The following is a 21,921-nucleotide window of genomic DNA, read 5'->3' as shown; positions in this document are numbered from 1 at the left end:
GCCGACAGACAGGCTAAGTTAACTCCATCTTTGGATAAACTTAGCCTGTTATGTGCATACTTTTCGTCGCCCTTAATACTCATCCCCAGTATCCACTGATTATTTGTGCGAATAGGGATGAGTTTCACCACAGGCCTACTGCACCTGCACAGTTTTGGCCGCCTGAGCAGAATATGCTCGCGGGCAAAGATTTACAGGCGGGCGGCACTTGGTTTGGGGTGAATAAGCAGGGACAAATTGCCGGAGTCACTAACCTCAGGGTGGCTCAAAAATCCCAAGAGCCGATGCGCAGCCGCGGCGAACTTGTCATTCAGGCATTAAGTTCGGGCTCGCTGATCTGCCCTAACTGGCTTGTGGAACACGCTGAAAATTATCAACCCTTCAATCTCGTGTTTGGCCAAGGGACTCATCTCTACTGCTTTAACAGTCTTAAACGGGAAACAGTAAAATTAACCACAGGATTCCACGCGATTAGCAATGGCGCGCTCGATGATATTTGGCCGAAAATGGCTAAAGGTCAGCGCTCGCTCGAGGCCCTTATTCAACAATCGGGACCGCTTGAGCTAAATTCACTTATACGGTTGATGCAGGATGATTCTCGGCCACAGGATCACGAGCTACCCGACACTGGCGTCGGGCTAGAGTGGGAACGCCGACTCGCGGCGATTTATATTTGCCACCCAGACTATGGCACTCGTTCCACCAGCATTTTGCTACAAAATGCCCAAGGGGAAGTTCAGTTCACTGAGGTGAGATACGATGGCAAGGGACGACGTTTGGGACAACAGGATTTTCACTTCACCCTACCGTCCCAATTACCGCAACAGCCCGACTGCTTAGCCGATTTTTAGTATATCAGTCAGAGCTGTGATCCATAGTGATCACCCAACGGTCATCAATTTTCTCCACCAGCAAGGTAAATACGCCTGTCGGGCTATCCTTTTGCCGCTTTAAATCCCAGCGCCCCACCACCATTGCGGCGTAGTTACTGAGCATTTTGATTTCTTTGATGGTGAACTTCAGCTCTCCTAGTGCCTCTTTATCGGGATAATTTTTCTTATAGGCTGCAAGCGTTTCTTCCCAGCCGTAACGAAACTTACCGTTTGAGACAAATCTAAGCTGCTCACTCTGCCAATAACCCTGCATGTAAGCATCAAGATCACCGCGATTCCACGCATCTTCCTGACCTTTTAACATTTGGGTAATCTCATCAGTTGGCACCGCACTTACCTGCCCAACAAATAGCAGCAAAAGCGCCGCGAGAGACTGCAAAATGGGTTTTCTTATCAATCCTTGTCGCAACATAGTACCGCTCCCTCACAATCAGGTTAGACTGTATTATCAGTATTTCGGCCCAGACTATCTTGTCTAAGTCGATTTATAATTAAAAAAAGCTAATGATATTATTCATTTTTCGACTCTGGGCACCACACTATGTTTACACATTTATGCCGCTGGCTACTCAAGATTTCAGGCTGGCAAATCCAAGGGGAACTCCCCAATCAAGCCAAATACATTGTCATTGTCGCACCACACACCAGTAACTGGGACTTTATTATTGGAGTACTCGCCCGCGGTGCATTGGCTACGCGCATCCACTTCCTTGGTAAGCATCAATTATTTATTCCACCTTGGGGTTGGTTCTTCCGAGCGATTGGTGGTAGCCCAGTTGATAGGCGTAAAAACAATAACTTAGTCGATTCTGCGGTGCAACTGTTTGCCACCCAGTCCGAATACAAACTGGCACTCGCCCCCGAAGGAACGCGCAGCCCTGTTACCCGTTGGAAATGCGGCTTCTACCATATCGCGACCAAAGCGCAGGTCGCTATTGTCCCTGTAGGCTTAGATTTTGCGCGTAAAGCCGTGGTGATCCGTGCACCACTGCAACCCACGGATATAGAGCAAGATATGGCTGAGATTTTATGCTTTTACCGCAGCATTAAGGGACGTCATCCCAAGGTCATCCCTGATTATTCACCCGATAACAAACGCTAATTCTCTCATCTAACACGGAGCAAAACATGCAGACCGAAACTTGGTTACTCTACCTTTTTGCGATTGTTTTGATTGGTATTTCTCCTGGGCCTATTGCAATGTTGTCTATGTCCCACGGTATTCATTTCGGTAAAAAACGCAGCATAGCCACAGGGCTTGGCAGTGTCAGCGCCGCACTGGTATTAATGGTGGCCTCGGCGGCAGGTTTAGGGGCACTGATCAGCGCCTCGGAATACGGCTTTACCATACTCAAGTGGTGTGGTGGCGCCTATCTGGTGTTTTTGGGTATCAAATTATTGCTCACAAAACAGCACGTTCAGCCATTGGAAGTGGCAAAAAAAGAAGGAAATGGTCAGCCTAAACAACTCTTTAAACAGGCATTTTTAGTAGGGATCAGCAATCCTAAAGACCTACTGTTTTTTGCGGCGTTATTTCCACAATTTATCGATTTAACCGCACCACAATTACCGCAATTGGCGATTCTTGCCCTCACTTGGGCAATGGTCGACTTTAGCTTTGTAATGATCTACGCCTCGATGGCCAATGTGCTGGCACCTAGCCTTAAGGCCAGCAACAAATTGCATTGGTTTGACCGAACCAGCGGCGGCGTATTTCTTACCCTCGCCGCGATTCTCGTCAGTCGAGACTAGCCCTCGACCTTCACCGATTTCAGACTGCGGATATCGTTACCCGTCGGCGCTTGGAAGGCCTGCAAACCAAACTCAGGCAACACGGCAAAGATATGGTCGAAGATATCCGCTTGTATCGCCTCATAAAAAGCCCAGCGGGTATCATTGGTAAAGATATAAACCTCAATCGGTAAGCCTTCGGTGGTCGGTGCCAATTGGCGCACCATCAGGGTCATATCCTTATGCACTTTATCGTGGCGTTGCAGGTATTCCTGCAAATAAGCGCGGAAAGTCCCCACGTTGGTCAAATGGCGACCATTGACCATCATATCCAGATCCGACACTTTAGCATTCGACGCTTGGATCTCGCTGATCTTGGCGGGGAAATACTCTTTCAAACAATTGATTTTACTCAGGCGATTTCGATCTTCCTCAGTTAAAAACTTAATACTGTTGATATCGATATTAACCGCACGTTTGATACGTCGCCCGCCCGATTCGGACATACCACGCCAGTTACGGAACGCATCCGAGACTAACGCATAGGCGGGGATCATGGTGATGGTCTTATCCCAGTTACGTACTTTAACTGTAGTTAAGGACACTTCCTCCACCGCGCCATCAGCGCCGTACTTATCCATTTGGATCCAGTCGCCCTTGCTTACCATGCGGTTGGCTGCGAGCTGAATCCCTGCGACAAAGCCTAAAATCGTGTCGCGGAACACTAACATTACAAAACCCGTCGCTACACCTAAGCCGCTGAGGAAGTACACAGGAGACTGATCGGCGAGCACAGAAAGGGACACGATAAGGCCGACAAAGAATAGGAACAACTTAAACAACTGCACAAAGCTTTTAACCGGTAGACGGCGGCTGACCAGATTGATGTCAGAGATTTCATTAACCGCATCAAGCCCCGCGTAGATAGCGCGGATCATCAATACCACCAGCCAGATACTCAGTAGGCGATCAACTAAGCCGCTAAGTACCGGATGCTCTGTTAAGGTTATAGGCACCAGCAGATTGAGCACGATAGCGGGCACTAACATCGCCAGCTTTTCGAGCACTTTATAGCGCATAAACACATCGTCCCACGTCACTCTAGATCGCAGGATCACCATGTTAACCGCGCGGATCACCCCACGGCGCATAATAAAATAGGCAATGGCCGCTACTAACACGCAAGCAAGCAGCATAATGCTGGTTGATATTCCGTCGGATGGTTGACTGTCAATTCCCAAACCCGTTAACCATGCCGAAATTTCGAGCCTTATTTCCTGATCCACAATTCACTCCAATTTAGGCGCTAGCGCAACAAAGTCATACAAAGGAAACAACTGAGTTACCCTCAGTTAAATATCCCTTTAAAAACACTCACCATAAGATACAAAAATTTTACAACCAATTATTTTAAAAGAGATTTTAGCATTTTGAATTGACCACACACAAAAGGAAATGAACAATAATCCACCTGCTACCAAGGAAGCCATCCCATGTATCGTCATTTAGCTAAATTCGCCTATCTTAGCATTGGGCTACTGAGCCTATGCCAACCGCTACAGGCAACGGAATATAACACTTCAAATCATCTGATGATGCCAGATAAATCAGTTGAGAGAACCACCACTCCCTATGTAGCGCTGATGCTCGATTACGTTCCCGCAGAAGATAATCTCTACGGAATCACCCTTGCGCCCTATCATTTCGATGATGATTATCAGCGATGGGGTTATTACCTTGGTTATGCCCGCAGTCGTGAAACCGATATTGAGGTGCCAGAACCCGCTCTATCACATCGACAAGAAAGCCTCTGGCGCTTAGGCTTAAGCTACAGTTTAACCAATGACTTTAGCATTTATGCGGGCGGCAGCCTCTATATCAGCACCACAGCTTATACCAACAATATTTCACCCCGCATTGTCGATGGCAAACCCTCGTGGGAAGAAGATAAGTCCAAACATTGGGGTGCCGAAGCAGGCCTAAGATATCGCCTAACAGAGCATGTCATGCTGAGTGCAGGTTATAACTCCAGCACTGAATCGACCATTTTGAGCATAGGGTATGCGGGTTAAACCGAAAGAGTCCGAAGTTATTGTGCGAGCTCTGCTCTAGCCTTAGCAAGCTCAGATTCAACTTCTGCAATCTTTTGGCGTTTTTTATTGATTTTATCCATAGGCTTACCATCGGCAATCGCTTCGGTAAGCTCATGCTGGCGCTCGGCTAATTTAGCCTCTAAGACCTCAATTTTAGCTAAACGCTCGGCAGTTAAGCTGTCATCGTCACAATGGTTTGCGACCTCACTATAGGCCTTTTCTAGCCCTGCCACTTTGTGCTGATGACCAGCAGCCTTAGCCTCAGTGAGTTCAGCACTTATAGTCGCTAATTTTGCAGCACAGCCCGTTTTAGGTGGCTCATCTGCCCAGGTTACAGCACTGAAAATCAAGCCGATAACGAGTCCATAAGTACAATGTTTACCTTGCATTTTACTCTCCTCTACAGACGTTTATAGACAATCCGACTCTATGACAACGTCCTGATACTTTTTATCCCTAAGCGCATACCTTAAACTCAGCCAGCCCTCTCTTACGGCTAAATCCGCTTTATTCATCAAAACGCGACTTAGACAGTGACGAATATGCTGCAAATTGTTTATGTTAGGGCAGAATGTTGACTCAGATGGATACCGGAGCCAGAAAATCAATGCAAACCTTATTTCGCCTTAGCGCACTTAGTTCACTCTTATTGCTCTCATCCTCAGTGATGGCAGCCGATGTGGCCACCATTACCCTTGAGAATGGCGCTCAGGTCAGACTAAAAGACGACTTTACCTGGGAATATATCATCACAGAGACCAAAGCCGCTAAAGCGCCAGCTGTTGCCACAGTTGCGGCCCCAAGTTCTACTGTAACAACAGCCGCAGCGGCAGTAGCCAGCAGCACATCCGCCGTTGAAGCAACCCAACCTGTCACAACCTTGACCGCCAATGCTATCGCCAGACCCGAGATCTTAGGCTCTACTGCCAAAGACGGCATTAAAGTCACCTTCAGCGAGAGCCAATGGAAGCAGGATAAACTCGGCTTGACCTTTGAGCTTGCCAGCACCAGCGGCGAACACGTGACTTTAGTTGAGGTCGAAGCGAGCTTCTTTGCCGACGATGGCACCTTACTCAAAACCGAAAAACTGGAAGTCTGGGAAGCGATTTTCCGCATGCCAGAAACCTACCTACGTAAGGGCGAGCAGCGTAAGAGCCCTGTGATTTGGGTTGAAGGCGTCGATAAAAACCGTTGGCAGAAACAATTGCTCAATCTAAAAATCACCGAAATCAATTCTCGTTGATCCTTAAGCAAGATCGGGAATTGGGTGCTAACATCCAATTCCTGAAATCTTCGCCTATTGTTATTGCCTTACTCTGCACCATATAGGCTAGAATGCCCAAATCTTCGACACTGTTTATTTTTAGAGCCAGCCACTAATGCCAAATCACTTTTCTAGGTTATCTGTAGCCATATTACTGGCAGGCTTAAGTGGGCAAAGTCTGGCAGATACTGTGTTACTGAGAAATGGCGATAAAATCACTGGCGAAATTAAAAGCTTTGACGAAGCCCACTTAGTTATCAAACCCAGTTATACCTCCAAAATATCCATAGAGCGTAGCGCGATTAAAAGCTTTGAAACCACCCAAAATCAGCATTGGAGCATCAACCGTACGCTACAAGATGTGAGCATAAAATCCTCCGAACTCGATGGGTTTGTTCAGGTTAACAATAAACAAATTCCCATTAGTGAGCTGGTGTATTCAGACCGAAAAAGTGACTCAGAGTGGCGCTATAGTGGCAGTGTTGAGGCCGCACTCGATGTCACCAGCCACAGCAAAAATACCCAAAAACTCCATGCAAAAAGTGATATCACAGCCGAAACCTTGCAATGGCGCCATAACCTGAAAAGTGAAGTGCGCTATGAAACCGAAGGGAACGCCACCAAACGTAATACGATTGAAGGCCATTACAGCCTTGACTACCTCATCAGTGAACATTGGTTATTGCGGCAAGAAGATTATTTTCAAGAAGATAGACTCGACTTCCCAATTAGCAACTATTACGCCGCGATTGGTCCGGGTTATCGGTTTTGGGGAATAGGACGAGATAAACTGGACTTTGTTGTTACATACAACCATTTTTGGTTGGATACCCAAATATTTACCTATCAACTCAACGCTTGGGCATCCACGCTCAACTATAAACAATATTGGTTTGATGGCGTATTGGAGACCTATGCCGATCTCCAAATCGCCTTTCCTGACACACCAACCATTGATTATATTTCGGACTCAACATTTGGGCTTAAGTATCTACTGACTCAGCAAATTTACCTCTCATTCAAATATGATATCAATGAGACTAAAACCTCGATACGCCATGTTCGGGATGTCAGTTATAACCTAGGGCTTGGTGTTAATTTTTAATCATTTAGCTGTTTTGACCGTACAGGTCATTTCTGGCGCTTCATATCCCCAGACAATTTTGGCTTCGCCATGGTGTTCCCACAAACTCTCGTTTCTCCCCTGATACTTAGCGCCGCTGCCACTAGGCTGAATAAACATCAAGGAAGTTTGATCGCCATACTCTGCAATTAAGGTGGCGGGTTCAGTATTAAAGTAACTGACCACGACTTCATTGGCAGGGTTGCCATCGCAGGCATAAAATACTGGGCCAGTCATCTCAACGAGGCGATATTGCGCCTGTAACTCTGCAATCCGTGTTTGGTAACTCGATTCAATACACGCATGTTTATCATCGCTTTTCCAACATTCGTTGCGACCTTTTACCCAACCCCGTTGCAGCGCTTTTAACGTTGGAGGCTGTTCATTTTTAGCTTTTGCGGTGGCCTTAGCATAGACCTCGGCCAATTGTTTATCTAACTTAGTTAAGCCTGCATCCTTACACACCATATCTTCGATACTGTCCGGCTGTACTTTACTACAGTCAAAAGAAGGCTTTTCAGCCGCAATAGCAGGCATACTCAAGGCGATGGCTAAAAACCCCGCTATTCCTGCGATTTGCATATTGATTATCTTAGTTAACTTCATACTCTTGAGTCCCTCACATAAACGACCAACCACTATTCATTGCCATAGCTAACGCCATCTCAGCTTAACCTAAGCTGACTTAAGCAAAATACGCTTATCAAACTGGCAAAAATCAGCACTACTCCACAAATACCACTCAATGCCAGTTCCGCAATCAAGCGGTGTTTAACAAACTCGGCTAAGTGTAGTGCAGCCTGATGGGTTATCCCAAAAGTGTCCACTGAACGGACACATTGAGACTGAACGCGCGGACACATTTAGGATCGCCAGGCGGACATCTTATACATATCAATGATAAATAAGGGATATTTTATTGGCATGGACTCTGCTTATACAGGTGAGTTAATCACAAACACTTATTCATACAAGGAAGCATTATGAACACACGCACTAAAGTATTCGGCGGCTTATTGATCCTCGCACTTATCCCCTGTGGAATTTGGGCTACACAGCAGACAAGCACTCAGTCATCGACCGAAACCAATATTTCAATCAATAGCAGTAATTATCCTGACTTTTCGTGGATTTATGTACGCCAAGATGGTGAGCTCACGATAGGCGCGGGTGAAAGCCAAGATTGGAACACACTCAAACAACAAGGCAATGCTTACCAATCGGATTACCTGTGGGTTAAGACTGGCGGAAACCGCTATGTGATTACCGATCCAGCCCTTGTAAATCAAGTGAAAGAGGCCGTGCGCCCAATGCAGATCCAAGGCGAAAAAATGCAGCGTCTAGGCGAGCAAATGCAAGTAAAGGGTGATGCTATCAGTGCCGAAACCAACAACCTCTTAGTCAATCTCGCCTCAGGTGAAAAAGATGCTGAGAGTAACGCGCAAATTGAAAGCCTAGGCGCATCGATGGAAGTGATGGGCAAAGAGATGGAGCAACTCGGCGATGAACACCAAAAGCTAGTTAATATAGCCGAAAAGCAGGTTTACGAACTGGCGCAAAACGCGATTAAAAATGGCACCGCCGTATTGGCACCTTAAGCCATTTTTAGCACGAAAAGGTAAATTATCGGTTATTCCAGTTATAGAGATTGAATTTCCTAGTGAAATTGACTATTTTCACGCCGCTTTGTTATTTCACTAGGAAAAGGATCAACATGGAACAAGTGGTTAGTGCAGGGAACGACAACCCTATTCAAATGACCGATACCGTCTATTCGAAGGAAAAGTCACTCTTTACAATTTTAGCGATTATTTCAGGACTTATTTGGCTTGTACTTATTTTAGCCACCAAAGGTCTCGCCCTGATTTATGTGCTAATGTTTTTTATTATCTACCTCTTCACCCACTCGGCGTTTATCAGCTACTTAAAGGGAACGGCGGTTGAGATTAGCCCTGAGCAGTTCCCCGATTTACACAAGCAATACCTCGCCTGCTGTGAGCGTTTAGAGATTAAAGAACCACCGCGCGCCTATCTGTTAGCCGCCGATGGTATGTTAAACGCCCTCGCAACCCGCTTTTTGCGCCGCAACTACATAGTGCTGTTCTCATCAATAGTGGATGCACTTGAGTCGGATAAAGACGCAATTAACTTTTATATCGGTCATGAGCTTGGCCATATTCGCCGTAACCATATTGGCAAAGAACCGCTGTTAGTGTTTGCCACTTGGCTGCCATTGATCGGCGCCGCCTATGCTCGCGCATGTGAATATACCTGTGATTTACACGGCTTGCGCTGCTGCAATAGCTTACGTTCAGCCACCAATGCGGTCGCCGTACTTGCCGCCGGGGTTGAGCAGTGGAAACGGATGAATGTCGATCAATATATTCGCCAAACCCAAGAGTCGAGCGGCTTTTGGATGTCTTTCCATGAGATCAATAGCAGCTATCCATGGCTGACTAAACGCATGGCAAGAGTACAAGCAACCGCACAAGGCAAAGTGTATACGGCGCCTTCTCGCAGTGTATTTGCCTATCTCTTTAGTTTGTTTATGCCACGTATGGGCACAGCAGGCGGCGGGATTATCATCCTTGCGGCGATTATCGGTGTGGCAGCAGCGGTCGCGATTCCCGCCTATAAGGAATACCAAGAAAAAATGGGCGCAGAGATAAGTTATGAGGCGCCAACTGATCAAACTCCGGCTTTAACTTTGACCGTTCCCGATACTGATGCTGCGGTTAAACATATAGATCAATTACATCAGTCATTAACGCCCATTACAGATACTTTAACGGCCTACTACCAAGCCCACAAAGCTTGGCCGACAGAATTGGAAGTCCTTGGGCTCACGGATGCACAACTGGCCACCTTTAATCTCTACACCGATGGCATAGTCGGGTTTGTTGGCGGTGAAACCCTAGGGGATTATCAAGACTATGAGGTGTACCTATCGCCACAAGTCGACGAGCAGGATAATGTGACTTGGGTATGTAGCAGTAATGGTATTCCCGACGAATATCTGCCTGCCGATTGCCAAGGCTAAAAACCAAAAGCGCTGCTAATGCAGCGCTTTTTACTGTGTTGTGATTATTTTATTTAAAAAAAAATCAAGCCACACTGAATGCAGTAAGACTAGCGCTGGATCAGATAACGAATCGTTGGTCCATTTTGCTCAATTTCTAGCACTTTATAGCCATGATTCTTGGCATCGAGTGGAATATTATTGATTGACTGCGGGCAGTCACTAATCACTTCTAATATCTCCCCCGGTTTCAGTGTCGGCATGGCCTCAAGGGTGGCCACAGCAGGATAAGGGCAAGGCTCGCCCACCATATCGAGTTGATAATCTGGAATATATTGACTCATTACGCCGCCTCCGCGATCAATTGTTCATCCCGCTTCGCTTTGCGGGCAAAGAAACGTTTTTCCCACAGCAACATGGCCGCAAACGACAATGCCAGCAGCAGATAGGTCACTAATAAGCCCCCTTTATCGCCAAAGCTGGTGAGCAAGTTAACCTTGTCCCAATTAGTCGCTAATGGCTGGGCTAAGTCATCCCAGTAATAGGCCAACAATGTTGAGCCAAGTACGTTACCTAAACCTACCCACCAGAAATGTACTTGACCTTCGACGGCACGGTACATCCAGCCCGTCTCACAACCACCCGCCAGCACAATACCAAAACCAAACAACAGGCCGCCGATCACCGCATTTGGACCCGCCCACATAATTTTGGGCGGTACACCTAATTGCACATAGCTATAAATCCCGATGGCACTCACCGCCATACCGAGAATAATCGCCTTAGCCATATGGGTGCGTCCGGTGATCCACATATCGCGAAATGCCGAGGTGAAGCAGATTTGCGCCCGTTCAATCAACAAGCCAAAACCCACACCGCAGAGCATGGCGATACCCAGCTTAGGCGCATTGAACATAGTCAATAATCCCCAGCCGATAATGGCTGCGAACACTAACATACCGATGCGAAAACGCCGTCTGGCTTGGTTTTCATCCTGTTTGACCGAAGACGCCTTATCGACTTTCTTCAATTTCACTGGAATACGGAACATGGGTAGCAGCGTAAAGCGCGCACCAAAGTAAGAGCCCGCCGCCGTCGCGAGGGCAAAAAACCACGCGTGTAAGGAAAACTGCGGAATACCAGTAAAGAAAGCCGCTAAGTTACAGCCCATCGCCAAGCGCGCACCAAAGCCCGCAATAATACCGCCAATTAATGCCTGAGCGATGCGGATACGGCTCTGTGGCATACGCAGTTTAACGTTATTGGCCCACAGTGCCGCCGCAATACAGCCACCAAACATACCGATGATCATCATGCCGTCGATGCGGTCTAAGGGAGACCCCTGTAAACCTATCACCTTGAAATAACCCCAGGTTTCAGGATTGGCACCCACCAATTGCAGCAAATGCCCACCCCAGCGAGTAAATTCACCCGTCACCGCCCAGAAGGTGCCAGTTAAGCCAAAATAGTAAGTAGAAAGGATACCGGCGGCGATTACCGCAGGCATTGGCGCCCAAAATCGAATCAGATACTGTTGTTTAAATTGTTGCCATGTCATGTCATTACCCTAATGAACGAGACTATAAAAAATAAGCGCAATACGCTTATAACCTGTGTGCCAGAGTGATTGAAGTCGTTCGACAACTTCAATCTCAAGTGGCCTCACGCTTAAATGGCTTTAGCTAAGCTGACACACTGCTGCCCCAACAGGCGATAACCGTGGGTGTAAAGCGTTGCCCTGCCATTACGGCAAAAACCGATAAGCGTGATATTGCTTTTCTCTGCTAATTCCAACGCCAGTGAAGTCACGGCGGACATAGCAAACAGAATTTGGATATTGGCACTAGCGGCCTTTTGCACCATTTCGAAACTGGCACGGCTGGTGAGCAAAACGGCGACAGGACGCTGTGCCTGACGCATTGAAAATCCACCGATTAACTTATCCAGTGCAATGTGCCGACCAATGTCCTCAAAGGCGGCGATGATTTGTCCGTCTTGATCTAAGCCCATGGCAGCATGGGTCGCCCCAGTGAGCTTAAAGTGATGCTGATTTTCCTTAAGTTGCCCAAGAGCGATTTGAAGATGATCGATATCAAATCTGGCATCCGAGTCGACGCGGATAACAGGTTTTACCGCCTCTTCTAACTGAGCCACACCGCAAAGACCACAGCCAGTACGCCCCGCCATATTGCGCCGCTGCTGCTTGAGTTCCATAAAACATCTTTGGGTGATCTCCACCTGAATGAGCACGCCTTCAGGAGTGAATTCCAGATCCACCCCTTTGATTTCGTTCACATGGGAAACAATCCGCTCCGACAAGGTAAAGCCAATGGCAAACTCTTCGAGGTTTTCGGGGCTGGCTAACATCACAGTGTGGGAAATGCCGTTGTAGACCAGCGCCACACGCACCTCGTTGGCGACATAATCAGTTAACTCCGATGCCTGTCCCTGTTCTAAAAGGGTCACTTTTATTTCAGTAACCACAGCGTGTGAATGATATTCCATAGCGCCCCTCTAAACTCATAAATTCAAATAAAAACAATTAGTTTGCTTGTGAAATACGACTTAAGTCACAAACCACTTAATGAAATGCAAATACGCTTGATTCATGTTTACGCATTTTCTACTATCGCTTGGTCTTCTATTGGAAGAACGTCGTCTCCGGTGAGGCGTCCGGATTTCAAATCCGGGTAGGGCTGCCAGCAGTCCTGGGTAGGTTCGACTCCTATGTTCTTCCGCCAATTCTCATGGGAATAAAACAGTTCCCCATCTCGGATCTCCCGACTGTTACTGCGATACTTCCTACGGGTAAAACCACTGCGGTCAAAAAACTCTAGTAGTTGAATGCTTACCTTACGGCCAAGGCCAATCAGATCCTTAAACTCTGCGGTTTCGAGCTTGCCGTGGGTTTCCACATGCTCACGCACCAAATTGGCGTAATGGCACAACTGCTCGCTCAGCAGATATCTGTCCTTCACTACGGCGGTAATAAAGCCCTGTTGCACCAGTTGAAAACACAGCAATCTGAGTTTGGCGGGCTCGAGTTCCAGATATTCCCCCATCTCAGTCACCCACACAGGCGACGTTTGCTGCGCCAGCCAAGGGGCTAAGCGCTGCCAGCACTGCTGCGCCTCACTATCAAGAACAATTCTGTGATCCGCCAGCTGTAACAAGGCGCCGCGCAGCACCATTTGTCCCTCTTGGCAGAGGCTATCGAGCACCTTATTGGCTAAATCCTGAGGCAATACGCTGTGGCTCATACGTTGCAGACGATTACGCCCCAGCCCTAATTGGTCTGGGTGCTGTTGGTGATACTCACGTAACAGCTCAATAAATTGCTGTTTTTCTTGCTCAAGTAACTGAGTCGATAGCCCGTAGGCGCCAATTCGAGTCAGCCCCGCCTGCGCTAACATGGCGGCCAGCCCTTCATAGGTTAGCTGCCAGCGCCAATGGATTTCATCGATACTGAGCGCTTCAGTCTGGCCGAGTAGCGCTAGCACATTCACCGGATTGGAGAGCTGAGCCAGCTGTTGCAACTTACTGACACGCTCCGGCGTACGCTTCTTACGATTGGGGACTTTTAATGCCAGCACCCGCCCCGCGCCCAGCGTTTGCTTACCGCCAATATGCCTGAGCACTATCGGGTCGTCCTGACATAGCAACAGCGGTTTATCGAGCACAATTTCGGCCAGATAACGCCCCGGCTCATCGGCTTCATCCAGAAGCGATACTCGCCCCAAGGTATGGTCGGCGCCGTGGTGACAATGCACATTTTGCCAATGGGTTAAGGGTTCGAAACTGCGGATCTGCACTACAGGTCTGGCGCACAGTTCCGCCTGAGGCAAACTGCTTAACCAGTCACCGCGGGCGGGCGCCCTATGGTTATCAACACCAGTAAGATTCAACGCGACACGAGTGCCACTCAAGGCTCTATGAACTTCCATCCCTTGGCAGTGAATGCCGCGCACCCGTAATTTTGCTTTTTGCCCAGAGCTGTAGAGGCTATCGCCGATACACACACTGCCGCTAATCACAGTGCCAGTGACCACACAGCCCGCACCTTTAACGCTAAAGGCGCGATCGAGCGTCATCCTAAAGCTGCTGGCATCTTCCGCTTGGGTCGATTGCTGCTCGGCAATCTCTAAAATATGTTGCTTAAGAGTGTCTACCCCCGCATCGCCTGCATCATTAGCGCAAACCTCAAACACACCACTGGCCTCGATACCGTATTCGGCAAGCAGCGCCATCCCCTCTAGGGTCAACTTGGCGGCGGTTTGGTCATCGACCAAATCCCGCTTGGTCAGCACTAAGGTCAAACTATTTAGCGGTAAAAGCGCGAGGATTTGCAGATGCTCGCGGGTTTGCGGCATCACGCCGTCGTCACAGGCCAACACCAGCAGCGCGTGGCGCACATGGCTCACGCCCACCAGCATGTTATTGATGAATTTTTCATGGCCGGGCACATCGATAAAGGCTAAACGAGTACCATCTCGCAGTGGCATAAAGGCGTAGCCGAGATCTATCGTCATGCCACGGCGTTTTTCTTCGGGGAGCCTGTCGGTGCTCATGCCAGTCAAGGCACGGATCAGCGTGCTCTTGCCGTGGTCGACATGGCCCGCGGTGACCATAATCATAGCTGCACACCTAAGGTGCTGAGTTCGGCCAATAATTCGGCCTCATCATCGATACCGCGCAGGTCGAGGCGAAGTTGATCTTGGGTCATTCGACCAATCACAGGGCGCTGCGCCTGCTTAAAATGCTGCTCGAGCAACGTTAAACTGCCGCCCTCTTGTGCGTTAAAGCACAGGGCGATTGAGGGTAAAAAGGTATCGGGCTGCGAGCCGCTACCGACTTGAGTTTGGCACTCCACTGATTCGATGCCATAGCTCGGGGCAAACAGTGGCGCTAAGGCACGTTGCAGGCGCTCACCGATTTGGCGCAACTCAGCTTGGCTGCGGGCAAACTTAGCCATAATCGGCAGTTCTTTGTCTAAGGTTTCGGGGTTGAGATAGTGGATCAGCGTTGCCTCGAGCGCCGCTAGAATCAGCTTGTCGCAGCGCAATGCACGCTTTAGCGGATGGCTTTGAAGCTTATTAATCAGCGCCTGCTTACCGACAATCAAACCCGATTGCGGGCCGCCGAGGAGTTTATCGCCGGAGAAGCTAACCAGATCGACCCCATCCGCCAACATAGCTTGGGGAGTCGGCTCTTGTTTTAAGCCAAAACGGCGTAAGTCGGTGAGTGAACCACTGCCAAGATCCGAGATCAATGCAACACCGCGCTCGCGGCAGAGTTGGCCTAATCTGGCCTCATCCACCGAGGCGGTAAAGCCACTGATATGGTAATTGCTGGTGTGCACCTTCATGATGGCGGCGGTATTTTCGGTTATCGCCTGCTCATAGTCCTTAAGGTGAGTACGATTAGTGCTGCCGACTTCGACTAAGGTGCAGCCCGCTTGGCGCATAATGTCTGGAATGCGAAAGGCGCCGCCAATTTCCACCAGCTCGCCGCGGGAGACAATCACTTCTTTGCCCGCCGCGACCGCCGACAACATCAGCAACACCGCGGCGGCGTTATTATTCACTACGCAGCAGGCTTCAGCTCCTGTTAGGCGCTGGATTAACCCACTAATGGCATTATCTCGATGGCCGCGCTCACCGGCGGCTAATTCAAATTCCAGCGGCGTGGGATAACGCATCACAGAGGTGACTGCCCGAATGGCCGCCTCAGACTGCTGGGCGCGACCAAGATTGGTATGCAGGATGGTTCCCGTGAGATTCCACACGGGTTTTAGACTATGGCTATAGTCCTTAGACAATTGATCAACCAAATATCCGCTCAATAACGCCGGGGTAGCACACCAAGCGGGTAAACGTCGCTCCTGGGCAATCAGCTCACGCGCCGTGCGTAACTGGCTATCCAGCGCCGCCTTTACCGCCGCTTTACCATAGCGTTGCAGCAGAGGCGCCAATATCGCATCGGCGAGCAGACTGTCCATCGACGGCAGCGCACGGTACAGGGCTTGGGGTGTATCGGGTACTTGGGTCATCATTTGTATCATCTTGATAAATATAAGGGGAAGGACTCGATGAGCCCTTCCCAACTTTGGTTATTGCTCAGTTTCATGGGCCAGCAGCAATGGATTGACCGTGGTCGCTCCAAAGCCCTTGGCATTTAGCTCACTATCGAGCATCAAGGTCGCTAAGTCGTCGGCCGCCACATCCATCAGCGGTGACTTTTCAACGAACAGCATCTTGGTGTAACCATGGCATTCGTCGCAGCTCTCGATGCGCACCTGCGCCTTAGCATCATCGAATGACCAGAGCGTCGTCCCTTTATCCTGACCACAGCTAGTGCAGTGGGCGCGAATGTAATGCCATTCGCTCTCGCACAAACTGCAATGCAGATAACGCAAACCCGCTCTCGGCTGGTCGACGATTACGCTCGCCACAGGATGACAGCCGCAAATCGGGCATAGGTTCTGCTGCACGACTTTGCGTTGATCGATCCGTTTAATCACCATAGGTGCCCAATGGGACCAGTAGACCCCCATCGCCGCCCAGATAAACAAACTGAAGCGTGCGGGGACTTCGCTCATATGTCCCTGACGCAGTGCACTGCCCCATGAGGTGAGTTGCTCTGGAGATTGCTGCATCAACAAACGCAGCACTCGCGCCATATCCTCATCCACCTGCGGCAGCAGATCGCTTAACAGTTGTTGTAGCAGTCCTTGCCAGTAGCTATCTGCCTCTGAACCCAAGTGGGAAAGCGGAATCGCTTCATCTTTCCCCCAAGCGAGAAGCTGACCGAAGTCAGCCTCCGCCGCCAATCTGGCCTGAATCGCAACCACACGGCGGCATAGCTCAAAGTAGTCGGCCAGCGGCGAGTCCTTGGCCAACGACAGCAAACGCTGCGCCCGTCTGTGATAAACAGCTTTAGGGTCCACCGCCTTTATGGGTTTAAGCTCCAGCGGCGATTCGCTGCCGGGGACCATAGGTATCTCGGCTGTATGACTCATTAATGTTTCTCCACGTCCGAATGTTCATCCAACATCAGTGGATGATGTTTACGGCACCAAGCCTTAGAGACCTTGCCATAAAGCATGCCTGTGATAGAACCTTCCACCCAGGTCGCCATCCAAAAGTGCACCATCACAAACATCAGCATGATCAAGGCACAAATGGCGTGCAGCACGATTGCCCAGCCCACCACAGTGGCCGAGAAGTAAGGTGCAAAGTAGGGTTGCCACATGATGAATCCCGTCACGGTTAAGGTGATGGAAGTCAGCACAAAGGCACGGAACAGCACTTTTTGGCCAGGGTTGTAATGGCCGATAGGCGGGATTTTTTCCTCGTTCTCGAACATCACGTCCTTGATGGCGAGCATCCAAGCCAGATCGTGTTTTTCCCATTTGTTGTGGTGGTAATAACGCACCAACATCAACATCAGCGGTAAACACATCATCAGGCCGGCAATTGGGTGAATAAACTTCGCCAATTGCGGCGTGCCCGCTATCGCGCCCAACCATTGGAAGGAGGGATAGAAGAAGGAAAAGCCCGTCAGAAACGTGACTAGCCCCACGGCCACAATGAACCAATGACAGATGCGGTCGAACAGCTTGTGACGCACTATCATTTCTTGCTTATTATGCTTGCTCATTTCTTGGCCTCCTCTTCCTGCTTAACCTCTTCCTCTGGCGGTTGATAGCCGGGTTGGTCCTCTTCCACAATGTTGCGACCGACGGTTATCTTATGCAGGCAGGCCACAGCCGCCGTTGCAAGAAGTCCGACAGTACCTAGTGGTTTCACCCAGTCCTGCCACAGGGTGACAGACAATGGGATTTGCGGATCCTTTGGCATTTCGTAGGTTTCAGGCTGAGTGACATCGTGCAATATCATCAGCATGCCTGTGCCACCCACGCCCTCAGGGTTGTAGAGTCCAGCCTTGACAAAACCGCGTTCTTTTAGCTCGTTAACACGCTTTTCTGAGTAGAACAGCATGTCTTCGCGCGTACCAAAACGCAGCGCACCCGTGGTACAGGACTTAACACATGAAGGCTCCAGCCCAACAGCCAAGCGGTCAGAGCACATAGTGCACTTGTAGGCCTTGTTGTCGACGGCGCTGATTTTCGGGATATCGAATGGACAGGCACTGGCACAATAGCCACAGCCAATACATTTGTCCGAATCGAAATCCACAGTACCGTTGGCATGCTGAACAATCGCGCCGGAGGTAGAACAGGCCTTCAAGCAGGCGGGATCCGCACAGTGCATACAGGCACTGTGGGTAAACTGCCAACGTAATTTGCCTTGGTCTTCGATCTCGTTGAACTTCATCAAGGTCCAGCACTCTGGCGACAGAGATGCTGGGTTTTGATAAGTCCCTTGGAACGAACCCACCTCTTCACGCAGGTCATTCCATTCTGAGCAAGCGACCTGACAGGCTTTACAACCATTACACTTAGTCGCGTCAAACAGCTTCGCAATTTGCTTCACGCCACCGACTCTCGCCTGTGCAGGTGGAGTCGCTTGCGAAGTGCCGGAACGTTGAATGATATCTTGAGTCGCCATTATCAGACCTCCGCCTTTTCAACATTCACGAGGAACGCTTTGTACTCAGGCACACCCGTGTTGGCATCACCCATCTCAGTGGTAAGGACGTTACAGCTATAGGCCTTACGTGTAAGCGCGTTATGGCTGCCGTGACGTGGAATACCTAGCGTGTGTACCGTTTGACCATTAACCTGCAATGGGCGCATACGCTTAGTCACTAAGGCTTTGGTGAGAATGTGGCCACGTTTCGAGCTCACTTTCACCCAATCGCCATTCTTGATGCCTTTTTCTGCCGCCAATTGCTCATTCATTTCCACAAAGGTCTCTGGCATGGCAATCGCCGCTAAACGGCAGTGTGTCGTCCAGAAGTTAAAGTGTTCTGTGAGTGAGTAAGTGGTACAGGCGTAGGGATATTCCTCTTTAGTACCTATGGTCTCTTTCACCCCTTCGAACCAACGCAGCACAGGGCTGTGCACCACATTAGGATGCAGTGGGTTGGTGCCGATAGGCGATTCGACTGGCTCGTAATGCTCAGGGAACGGTCCTTCTTTAAGCAGTTTGAGCGCGAAGAAACGACCCACGCCGTCAGCCTGCATAATGAAAGGATGCGCACTTTCCTGTGGATTCAACTTGGCATTGAAGTCGGGCACGTCTATCCCTTCCCACTTGCCGTCTTTCCACTCGACAATCTTACGGTGCTCATCCCAAGGTTTACCGTTCACATCACAGGATGCACGGTTGTAGAGGACGCGGCGGTTAAGCGGCCATGCGAAAGCCCAGCCCGGCGTAATACCTTTACCCGATGGATCATGGTTATCGCGGCGAGCCATTTGGTTACCGGCTTCGGTCCAAGAACCCGCGTAAATCCAACAGGCACTCGCAGTACTACCATCGGCCTTCAATTCAGCAAAGCTGCTGATCTGACGCTTGGTCGCGACGTCGTAACCATTCAACTCTTTCGTCAGCTCGATAGCGCTAGGGTTGTGCGGATCGGTATAGTTCCAGTTAATCGCTTGAATCGGCTCAGGCAGTTTGCCGCCCTCTTCGCGATATAACTTTCTCAGCTCCAGCAGCAGACCAGACACAATCTCTGAGTCCGACATCGCTTCGCCTGGAGGATTAGCGCCTTTATAGTGCCATTGCATCCAACGACCAGAGTTAACGATCGAACCTTCTTCCTCCGCAAACACTGTCGCAGGTAGGCGGAATACCTCGGTTTGAATACTGGCGGTATCGACATCGTTATAGCCGGGTTCGTTTTGCCAGAAGGTGGCGGTTTCCGATGACAAGTTATCAAGCACCACTAAGTACTTAAGGTTACTCAGCGCCTTGATATTCTTGTTACGGTTAGGCATGGAGTTAATGGCGTTAACCCCTTGCACAATACAACCGTTCACTTTGCCACGGTACATCATGTCCAGATGCTTACCGAAGTCATACATCTGATCCCACTTCGGCAACCACTGATAACCGAACTCGTTTTCAGGCGTCGCATTCTCGCCCCAGAAGGCTTTGAGCAAGGACACATAAAACTTCGGATAGTTTTGCCAGTAGTTGGTTTGACCTGGGCGCAATGGCTTAGGTGTGTTCGCCGCCAAGTGAGCAGCTAAGGTAGGTTCTTTATCGTTTGGCAGTTTAAGGTAACCGGGTAAACTTTGGGCCAGTAGCCCCATGTCGGTTGAACCTTGAACGTTGGCGTGACCGCGCAATGCGTTAACACCACCGCCTAACTGACCAATGTTGCCCAGTAATAACTGGATCATCGCCATAGAACGGATGTTCTGCGCACCTTTACTATGGTGGGTCCAGCCCAGCGCATACATAAAGGTTGCCACACGATCTTTAGTATGAGTGCTCGCAATAGCATCACATACCACTTGGTAATCAGCGATTGGCGTACCAGTGATATTAGTTACCGTTGCAAAATCATAACGTTCTACGTGTTGTTTGAGTAAGTTCCACACACAACGCGGGTGCTCAAGTGTTTCATCCACTTTGGCATAGCCGTCTTCGTCGAGTTGGTAGAACCAGGATTCTTTGTTGTACTCGCCTTTTGCTTCATCAAAGCCTGAGAATAGGCCGTCATGGAAGTCAAAATCATCCCGCACCAGATAACTGGCGTTGGTATAGGCTTTCACATAATCGAAGTTAACTTGATTGGTCGAAATCAAATAGCGAATCACACCCAGAAGGAATGCTATGTCAGTTCCTGAGCGGATTGGGGCATAGTGATCTGCCAATGACGCACTGCGGTTGAAACGTGGGTCAACCACAATCAACTTAGCATTGTTATGCTGCATAGCTTCTGTAACCCAGCCGAATCCGACAGGGTGAGCTTCTGCGGCATTACCGCCCATAATAATCACTACGTTAGAATTTTTAATATCGATCCAGTGGTTGGTCATGGCACCACGCCCAAATGTTGGAGCAAGACTTGCTACCGTTGGGGAGTGTCAGTTACGTGCAATAGTATCGATAGCTACAAGGCCTAAAGCGCGAGCAAACTTTTGTGTCGCTAAGCCACTTTCATTGGCCATACCGGATGAGGTCATCATCCCTGTAGTTAACCAACGGTTAACCGTTACGCCATCGGCGTTTTTCTCAATTAGGTTCGCATCACGGTCATCTTTCATTAAACGAGCAATACGTTTAAAGGCATCATGCCAGCTGATCCGTTCCCACTTGTTGCTGCCGGGGGCGCGATATTCTGGGTACTGTAAACGGTGTGGACTGTTAACATAATCCACAAGGCCAGCACCCTTAGAGCACAATGCACCTCGGTTTACTGGATGATCGGCATCACCCTCGATATGGAAAATAGCATGTTCAGAGTTTTTACCCCCGCTGCCTTGGCTGTACATCAGCAGGCCACAACCTACCGAGCAATACGGACAGTTGTTACGGGTTTCTTTGGCTCCGATCAGCTTAAACTCTCGCACTGCTGCATAGGCCTTTTCGGACATCAATCCCAGCGCTGAAATCGCTGAGGTTGCCGCTCCGGCCGCACACAGTTTAAAAAACTGGCGTCTGTTCATAGCGTTATCTCACACTTTTGTCGTTATGAGTTTGGTAATTGCAGTGGTAACGCTGCAATCGTTTGAGTGAGTCAATAAAGACCTCACTTAATTTAAGATTATCCTTAAAGTGAAAATAGATAACAAATAATGACATGAGATCAAGATCTCAATTTGCCAGCTACAGAGCAAACAACCATTAAATAGATTTTAAATATTATTTTTTAGAGCT

The 21,921-nt window shown here is 49.2% G+C and carries 20 protein-coding genes, 1 tRNA gene and 1 pseudogene; 9 read left to right on the top strand and 13 right to left on the bottom strand.

The genetic code is table 11. The features are described from left to right. The first annotated feature begins 50 nt into the window (after nucleotides 1-50). Complete coding sequence (locus L976_RS10215; protein WP_047536491.1) at nucleotides 51-851, top strand: NRDE family protein; 801 nt, start codon at nucleotides 51-53, stop codon at nucleotides 849-851. Nucleotides 852-855: 4 nt separating this feature from the next. On the opposite strand, the gene L976_RS10210 is transcribed toward L976_RS10215, so the two are convergent. Next, on the bottom strand, nucleotides 856-1,305 hold the full coding sequence (locus L976_RS10210) for a YybH family protein (protein WP_037416327.1): 450 nt from the start codon (nucleotides 1,303-1,305) through the stop codon (nucleotides 856-858). A gap of 129 nt (nucleotides 1,306-1,434) precedes the next feature. Here L976_RS10210 and L976_RS10205 point away from each other — a divergent pair, with 129 nt between their 5' ends. Further along, nucleotides 1,435-1,995 carry a lysophospholipid acyltransferase family protein gene (locus L976_RS10205; protein ID WP_047536489.1) on the top strand — a complete coding sequence of 187 codons (561 nt, stop codon included), beginning with the start codon at nucleotides 1,435-1,437 and terminating at the stop codon, nucleotides 1,993-1,995. Nucleotides 1,996-2,021: 26 nt separating this feature from the next. Further along, the gene (locus L976_RS10200; RefSeq protein WP_047536487.1) at nucleotides 2,022-2,645 is read left to right on the top strand and encodes a LysE family translocator; all 624 of its coding nucleotides are present in this window, start codon (nucleotides 2,022-2,024) and stop codon (nucleotides 2,643-2,645) included. Here the strand turns inward: L976_RS10200 and L976_RS10195 are convergent. Next, nucleotides 2,642-3,910, bottom strand: a complete 1,269-nt coding sequence (locus L976_RS10195) for a mechanosensitive ion channel family protein (RefSeq protein ID WP_037416320.1) — start codon at nucleotides 3,908-3,910, stop codon at nucleotides 2,642-2,644. The genes L976_RS10200 and L976_RS10195 overlap by 4 nt on opposite strands. 207 nt (nucleotides 3,911-4,117) lie before the next feature. Between L976_RS10195 and L976_RS10190 the strand changes: the two genes are divergently transcribed. Further along, nucleotides 4,118-4,696 (top strand): outer membrane beta-barrel protein, encoded by a 579-nt coding sequence (locus L976_RS10190; protein WP_047536485.1) that lies wholly within the window; start codon nucleotides 4,118-4,120, stop codon nucleotides 4,694-4,696. A 17-nt stretch (nucleotides 4,697-4,713) separates the two neighbouring features. On the opposite strand, the gene L976_RS10185 is transcribed toward L976_RS10190, so the two are convergent. Then, nucleotides 4,714-5,106 (bottom strand): DUF1090 domain-containing protein, encoded by a 393-nt coding sequence (locus L976_RS10185; protein ID WP_047536483.1) that lies wholly within the window; start codon nucleotides 5,104-5,106, stop codon nucleotides 4,714-4,716. 218 nt (nucleotides 5,107-5,324) lie between these two features. On the opposite strand from L976_RS10185, the gene L976_RS10180 reads away from it, so the two are divergent. Both L976_RS10180 and L976_RS10175 read left to right on the top strand, forming a co-directional pair. Continuing rightward, nucleotides 5,325-5,960, top strand: coding sequence for a DUF3157 family protein (locus L976_RS10180; protein WP_037416310.1), 636 nt, complete (start codon nucleotides 5,325-5,327; stop codon nucleotides 5,958-5,960). A gap of 136 nt (nucleotides 5,961-6,096) precedes the next feature. After that, nucleotides 6,097-7,086 (top strand): DUF481 domain-containing protein, encoded by a 990-nt coding sequence (locus tag L976_RS10175; protein ID WP_047536481.1) that lies wholly within the window; start codon nucleotides 6,097-6,099, stop codon nucleotides 7,084-7,086. Here L976_RS10175 and L976_RS10170 read toward each other — a convergent pair whose 3' ends face one another. Further along, a complete protein-coding gene (locus L976_RS10170; protein ID WP_373867193.1) occupies nucleotides 7,087-7,686 on the bottom strand; it encodes an MliC family protein in 600 nt (199 codons plus the stop codon). It abuts the gene before it with no gap. Between the two features lie 401 nt (nucleotides 7,687-8,087). Between L976_RS10170 and L976_RS10165 the strand changes: the two genes are divergently transcribed. Then, on the top strand, nucleotides 8,088-8,702 hold the full coding sequence (locus tag L976_RS10165; protein ID WP_047536477.1) for a hypothetical protein: 615 nt from the start codon (nucleotides 8,088-8,090) through the stop codon (nucleotides 8,700-8,702). A 116-nt stretch (nucleotides 8,703-8,818) separates the two neighbouring features. After that, nucleotides 8,819-10,144, top strand: coding sequence for a M48 family metallopeptidase (locus tag L976_RS10160; protein WP_047536475.1), 1,326 nt, complete (start codon nucleotides 8,819-8,821; stop codon nucleotides 10,142-10,144). Between the two features lie 89 nt (nucleotides 10,145-10,233). Here the strand turns inward: L976_RS10160 and yedF are convergent, their stop codons facing one another. From yedF to fdhD, 3 genes are all read right to left on the bottom strand, one after another. Then, the gene (yedF, locus tag L976_RS10155; RefSeq protein ID WP_011070517.1) at nucleotides 10,234-10,467 is read right to left on the bottom strand and encodes a sulfurtransferase-like selenium metabolism protein YedF; all 234 of its coding nucleotides are present in this window, start codon (nucleotides 10,465-10,467) and stop codon (nucleotides 10,234-10,236) included. Then, the gene (yedE, locus tag L976_RS10150) at nucleotides 10,467-11,681 is read right to left on the bottom strand and encodes a selenium metabolism membrane protein YedE/FdhT (protein WP_047536473.1); all 1,215 of its coding nucleotides are present in this window, start codon (nucleotides 11,679-11,681) and stop codon (nucleotides 10,467-10,469) included. Before yedE ends, yedF begins: the two co-directional genes overlap by 1 nt. Before the next feature lie 110 nt (nucleotides 11,682-11,791). Then, a complete protein-coding gene (gene fdhD, locus L976_RS10145; RefSeq protein WP_047536472.1) occupies nucleotides 11,792-12,628 on the bottom strand; it encodes a formate dehydrogenase accessory sulfurtransferase FdhD in 837 nt (278 codons plus the stop codon). Between the two features lie 141 nt (nucleotides 12,629-12,769). Here fdhD and L976_RS23260 point away from each other — a divergent pair. After that, nucleotides 12,770-12,864: transfer RNA gene (locus tag L976_RS23260), tRNA-Sec, on the top strand. A 93-nt stretch (nucleotides 12,865-12,957) separates the two neighbouring features. Here L976_RS23260 and selB read toward each other — a convergent pair. From selB to fdnG, 6 genes and pseudogenes are all read right to left on the bottom strand, one after another. Further along, nucleotides 12,958-14,751, bottom strand: a pseudogene (gene selB / locus L976_RS23870) (selenocysteine-specific translation elongation factor); the annotation flags it as partial. A gap of 2 nt (nucleotides 14,752-14,753) precedes the next feature. After that, the gene (selA, locus tag L976_RS10135; protein WP_047536469.1) at nucleotides 14,754-16,175 is read right to left on the bottom strand and encodes an L-seryl-tRNA(Sec) selenium transferase; all 1,422 of its coding nucleotides are present in this window, start codon (nucleotides 16,173-16,175) and stop codon (nucleotides 14,754-14,756) included. Nucleotides 16,176-16,232: 57 nt separating this feature from the next. Beyond that, nucleotides 16,233-17,141: a formate dehydrogenase accessory protein FdhE gene (fdhE, locus tag L976_RS10130; protein WP_023265884.1), complete on the bottom strand. Its 909-nt coding sequence runs from the start codon at nucleotides 17,139-17,141 to the stop codon at nucleotides 16,233-16,235. Continuing rightward, nucleotides 17,141-17,782 carry a formate dehydrogenase subunit gamma gene (locus L976_RS10125; protein WP_037416279.1) on the bottom strand — a complete coding sequence of 214 codons (642 nt, stop codon included), beginning with the start codon at nucleotides 17,780-17,782 and terminating at the stop codon, nucleotides 17,141-17,143. The genes fdhE and L976_RS10125 overlap by 1 nt, the downstream gene beginning before the upstream one ends. Continuing rightward, nucleotides 17,779-18,693 carry a formate dehydrogenase subunit beta gene (fdxH, locus tag L976_RS10120; RefSeq protein WP_047536467.1) on the bottom strand — a complete coding sequence of 305 codons (915 nt, stop codon included), beginning with the start codon at nucleotides 18,691-18,693 and terminating at the stop codon, nucleotides 17,779-17,781. Before fdxH ends, L976_RS10125 begins: the two co-directional genes overlap by 4 nt. A gap of 2 nt (nucleotides 18,694-18,695) precedes the next feature. Next, nucleotides 18,696-21,710, bottom strand: a complete 3,015-nt coding sequence (fdnG, locus tag L976_RS10115; protein WP_156143181.1) for a formate dehydrogenase-N subunit alpha — start codon at nucleotides 21,708-21,710, stop codon at nucleotides 18,696-18,698. Nucleotides 21,711-21,921 lie beyond the last annotated feature (211 nt).

Source organism: Shewanella sp. ZOR0012 (assembly GCF_000798835.1).
Classification (GTDB): Bacteria; Pseudomonadota; Gammaproteobacteria; order Enterobacterales; family Shewanellaceae; genus Shewanella; species Shewanella xiamenensis.
Note: the sequence above shows the minus strand (reverse complement) of the source record. Positions and strands in the feature narration are given on the sequence as shown.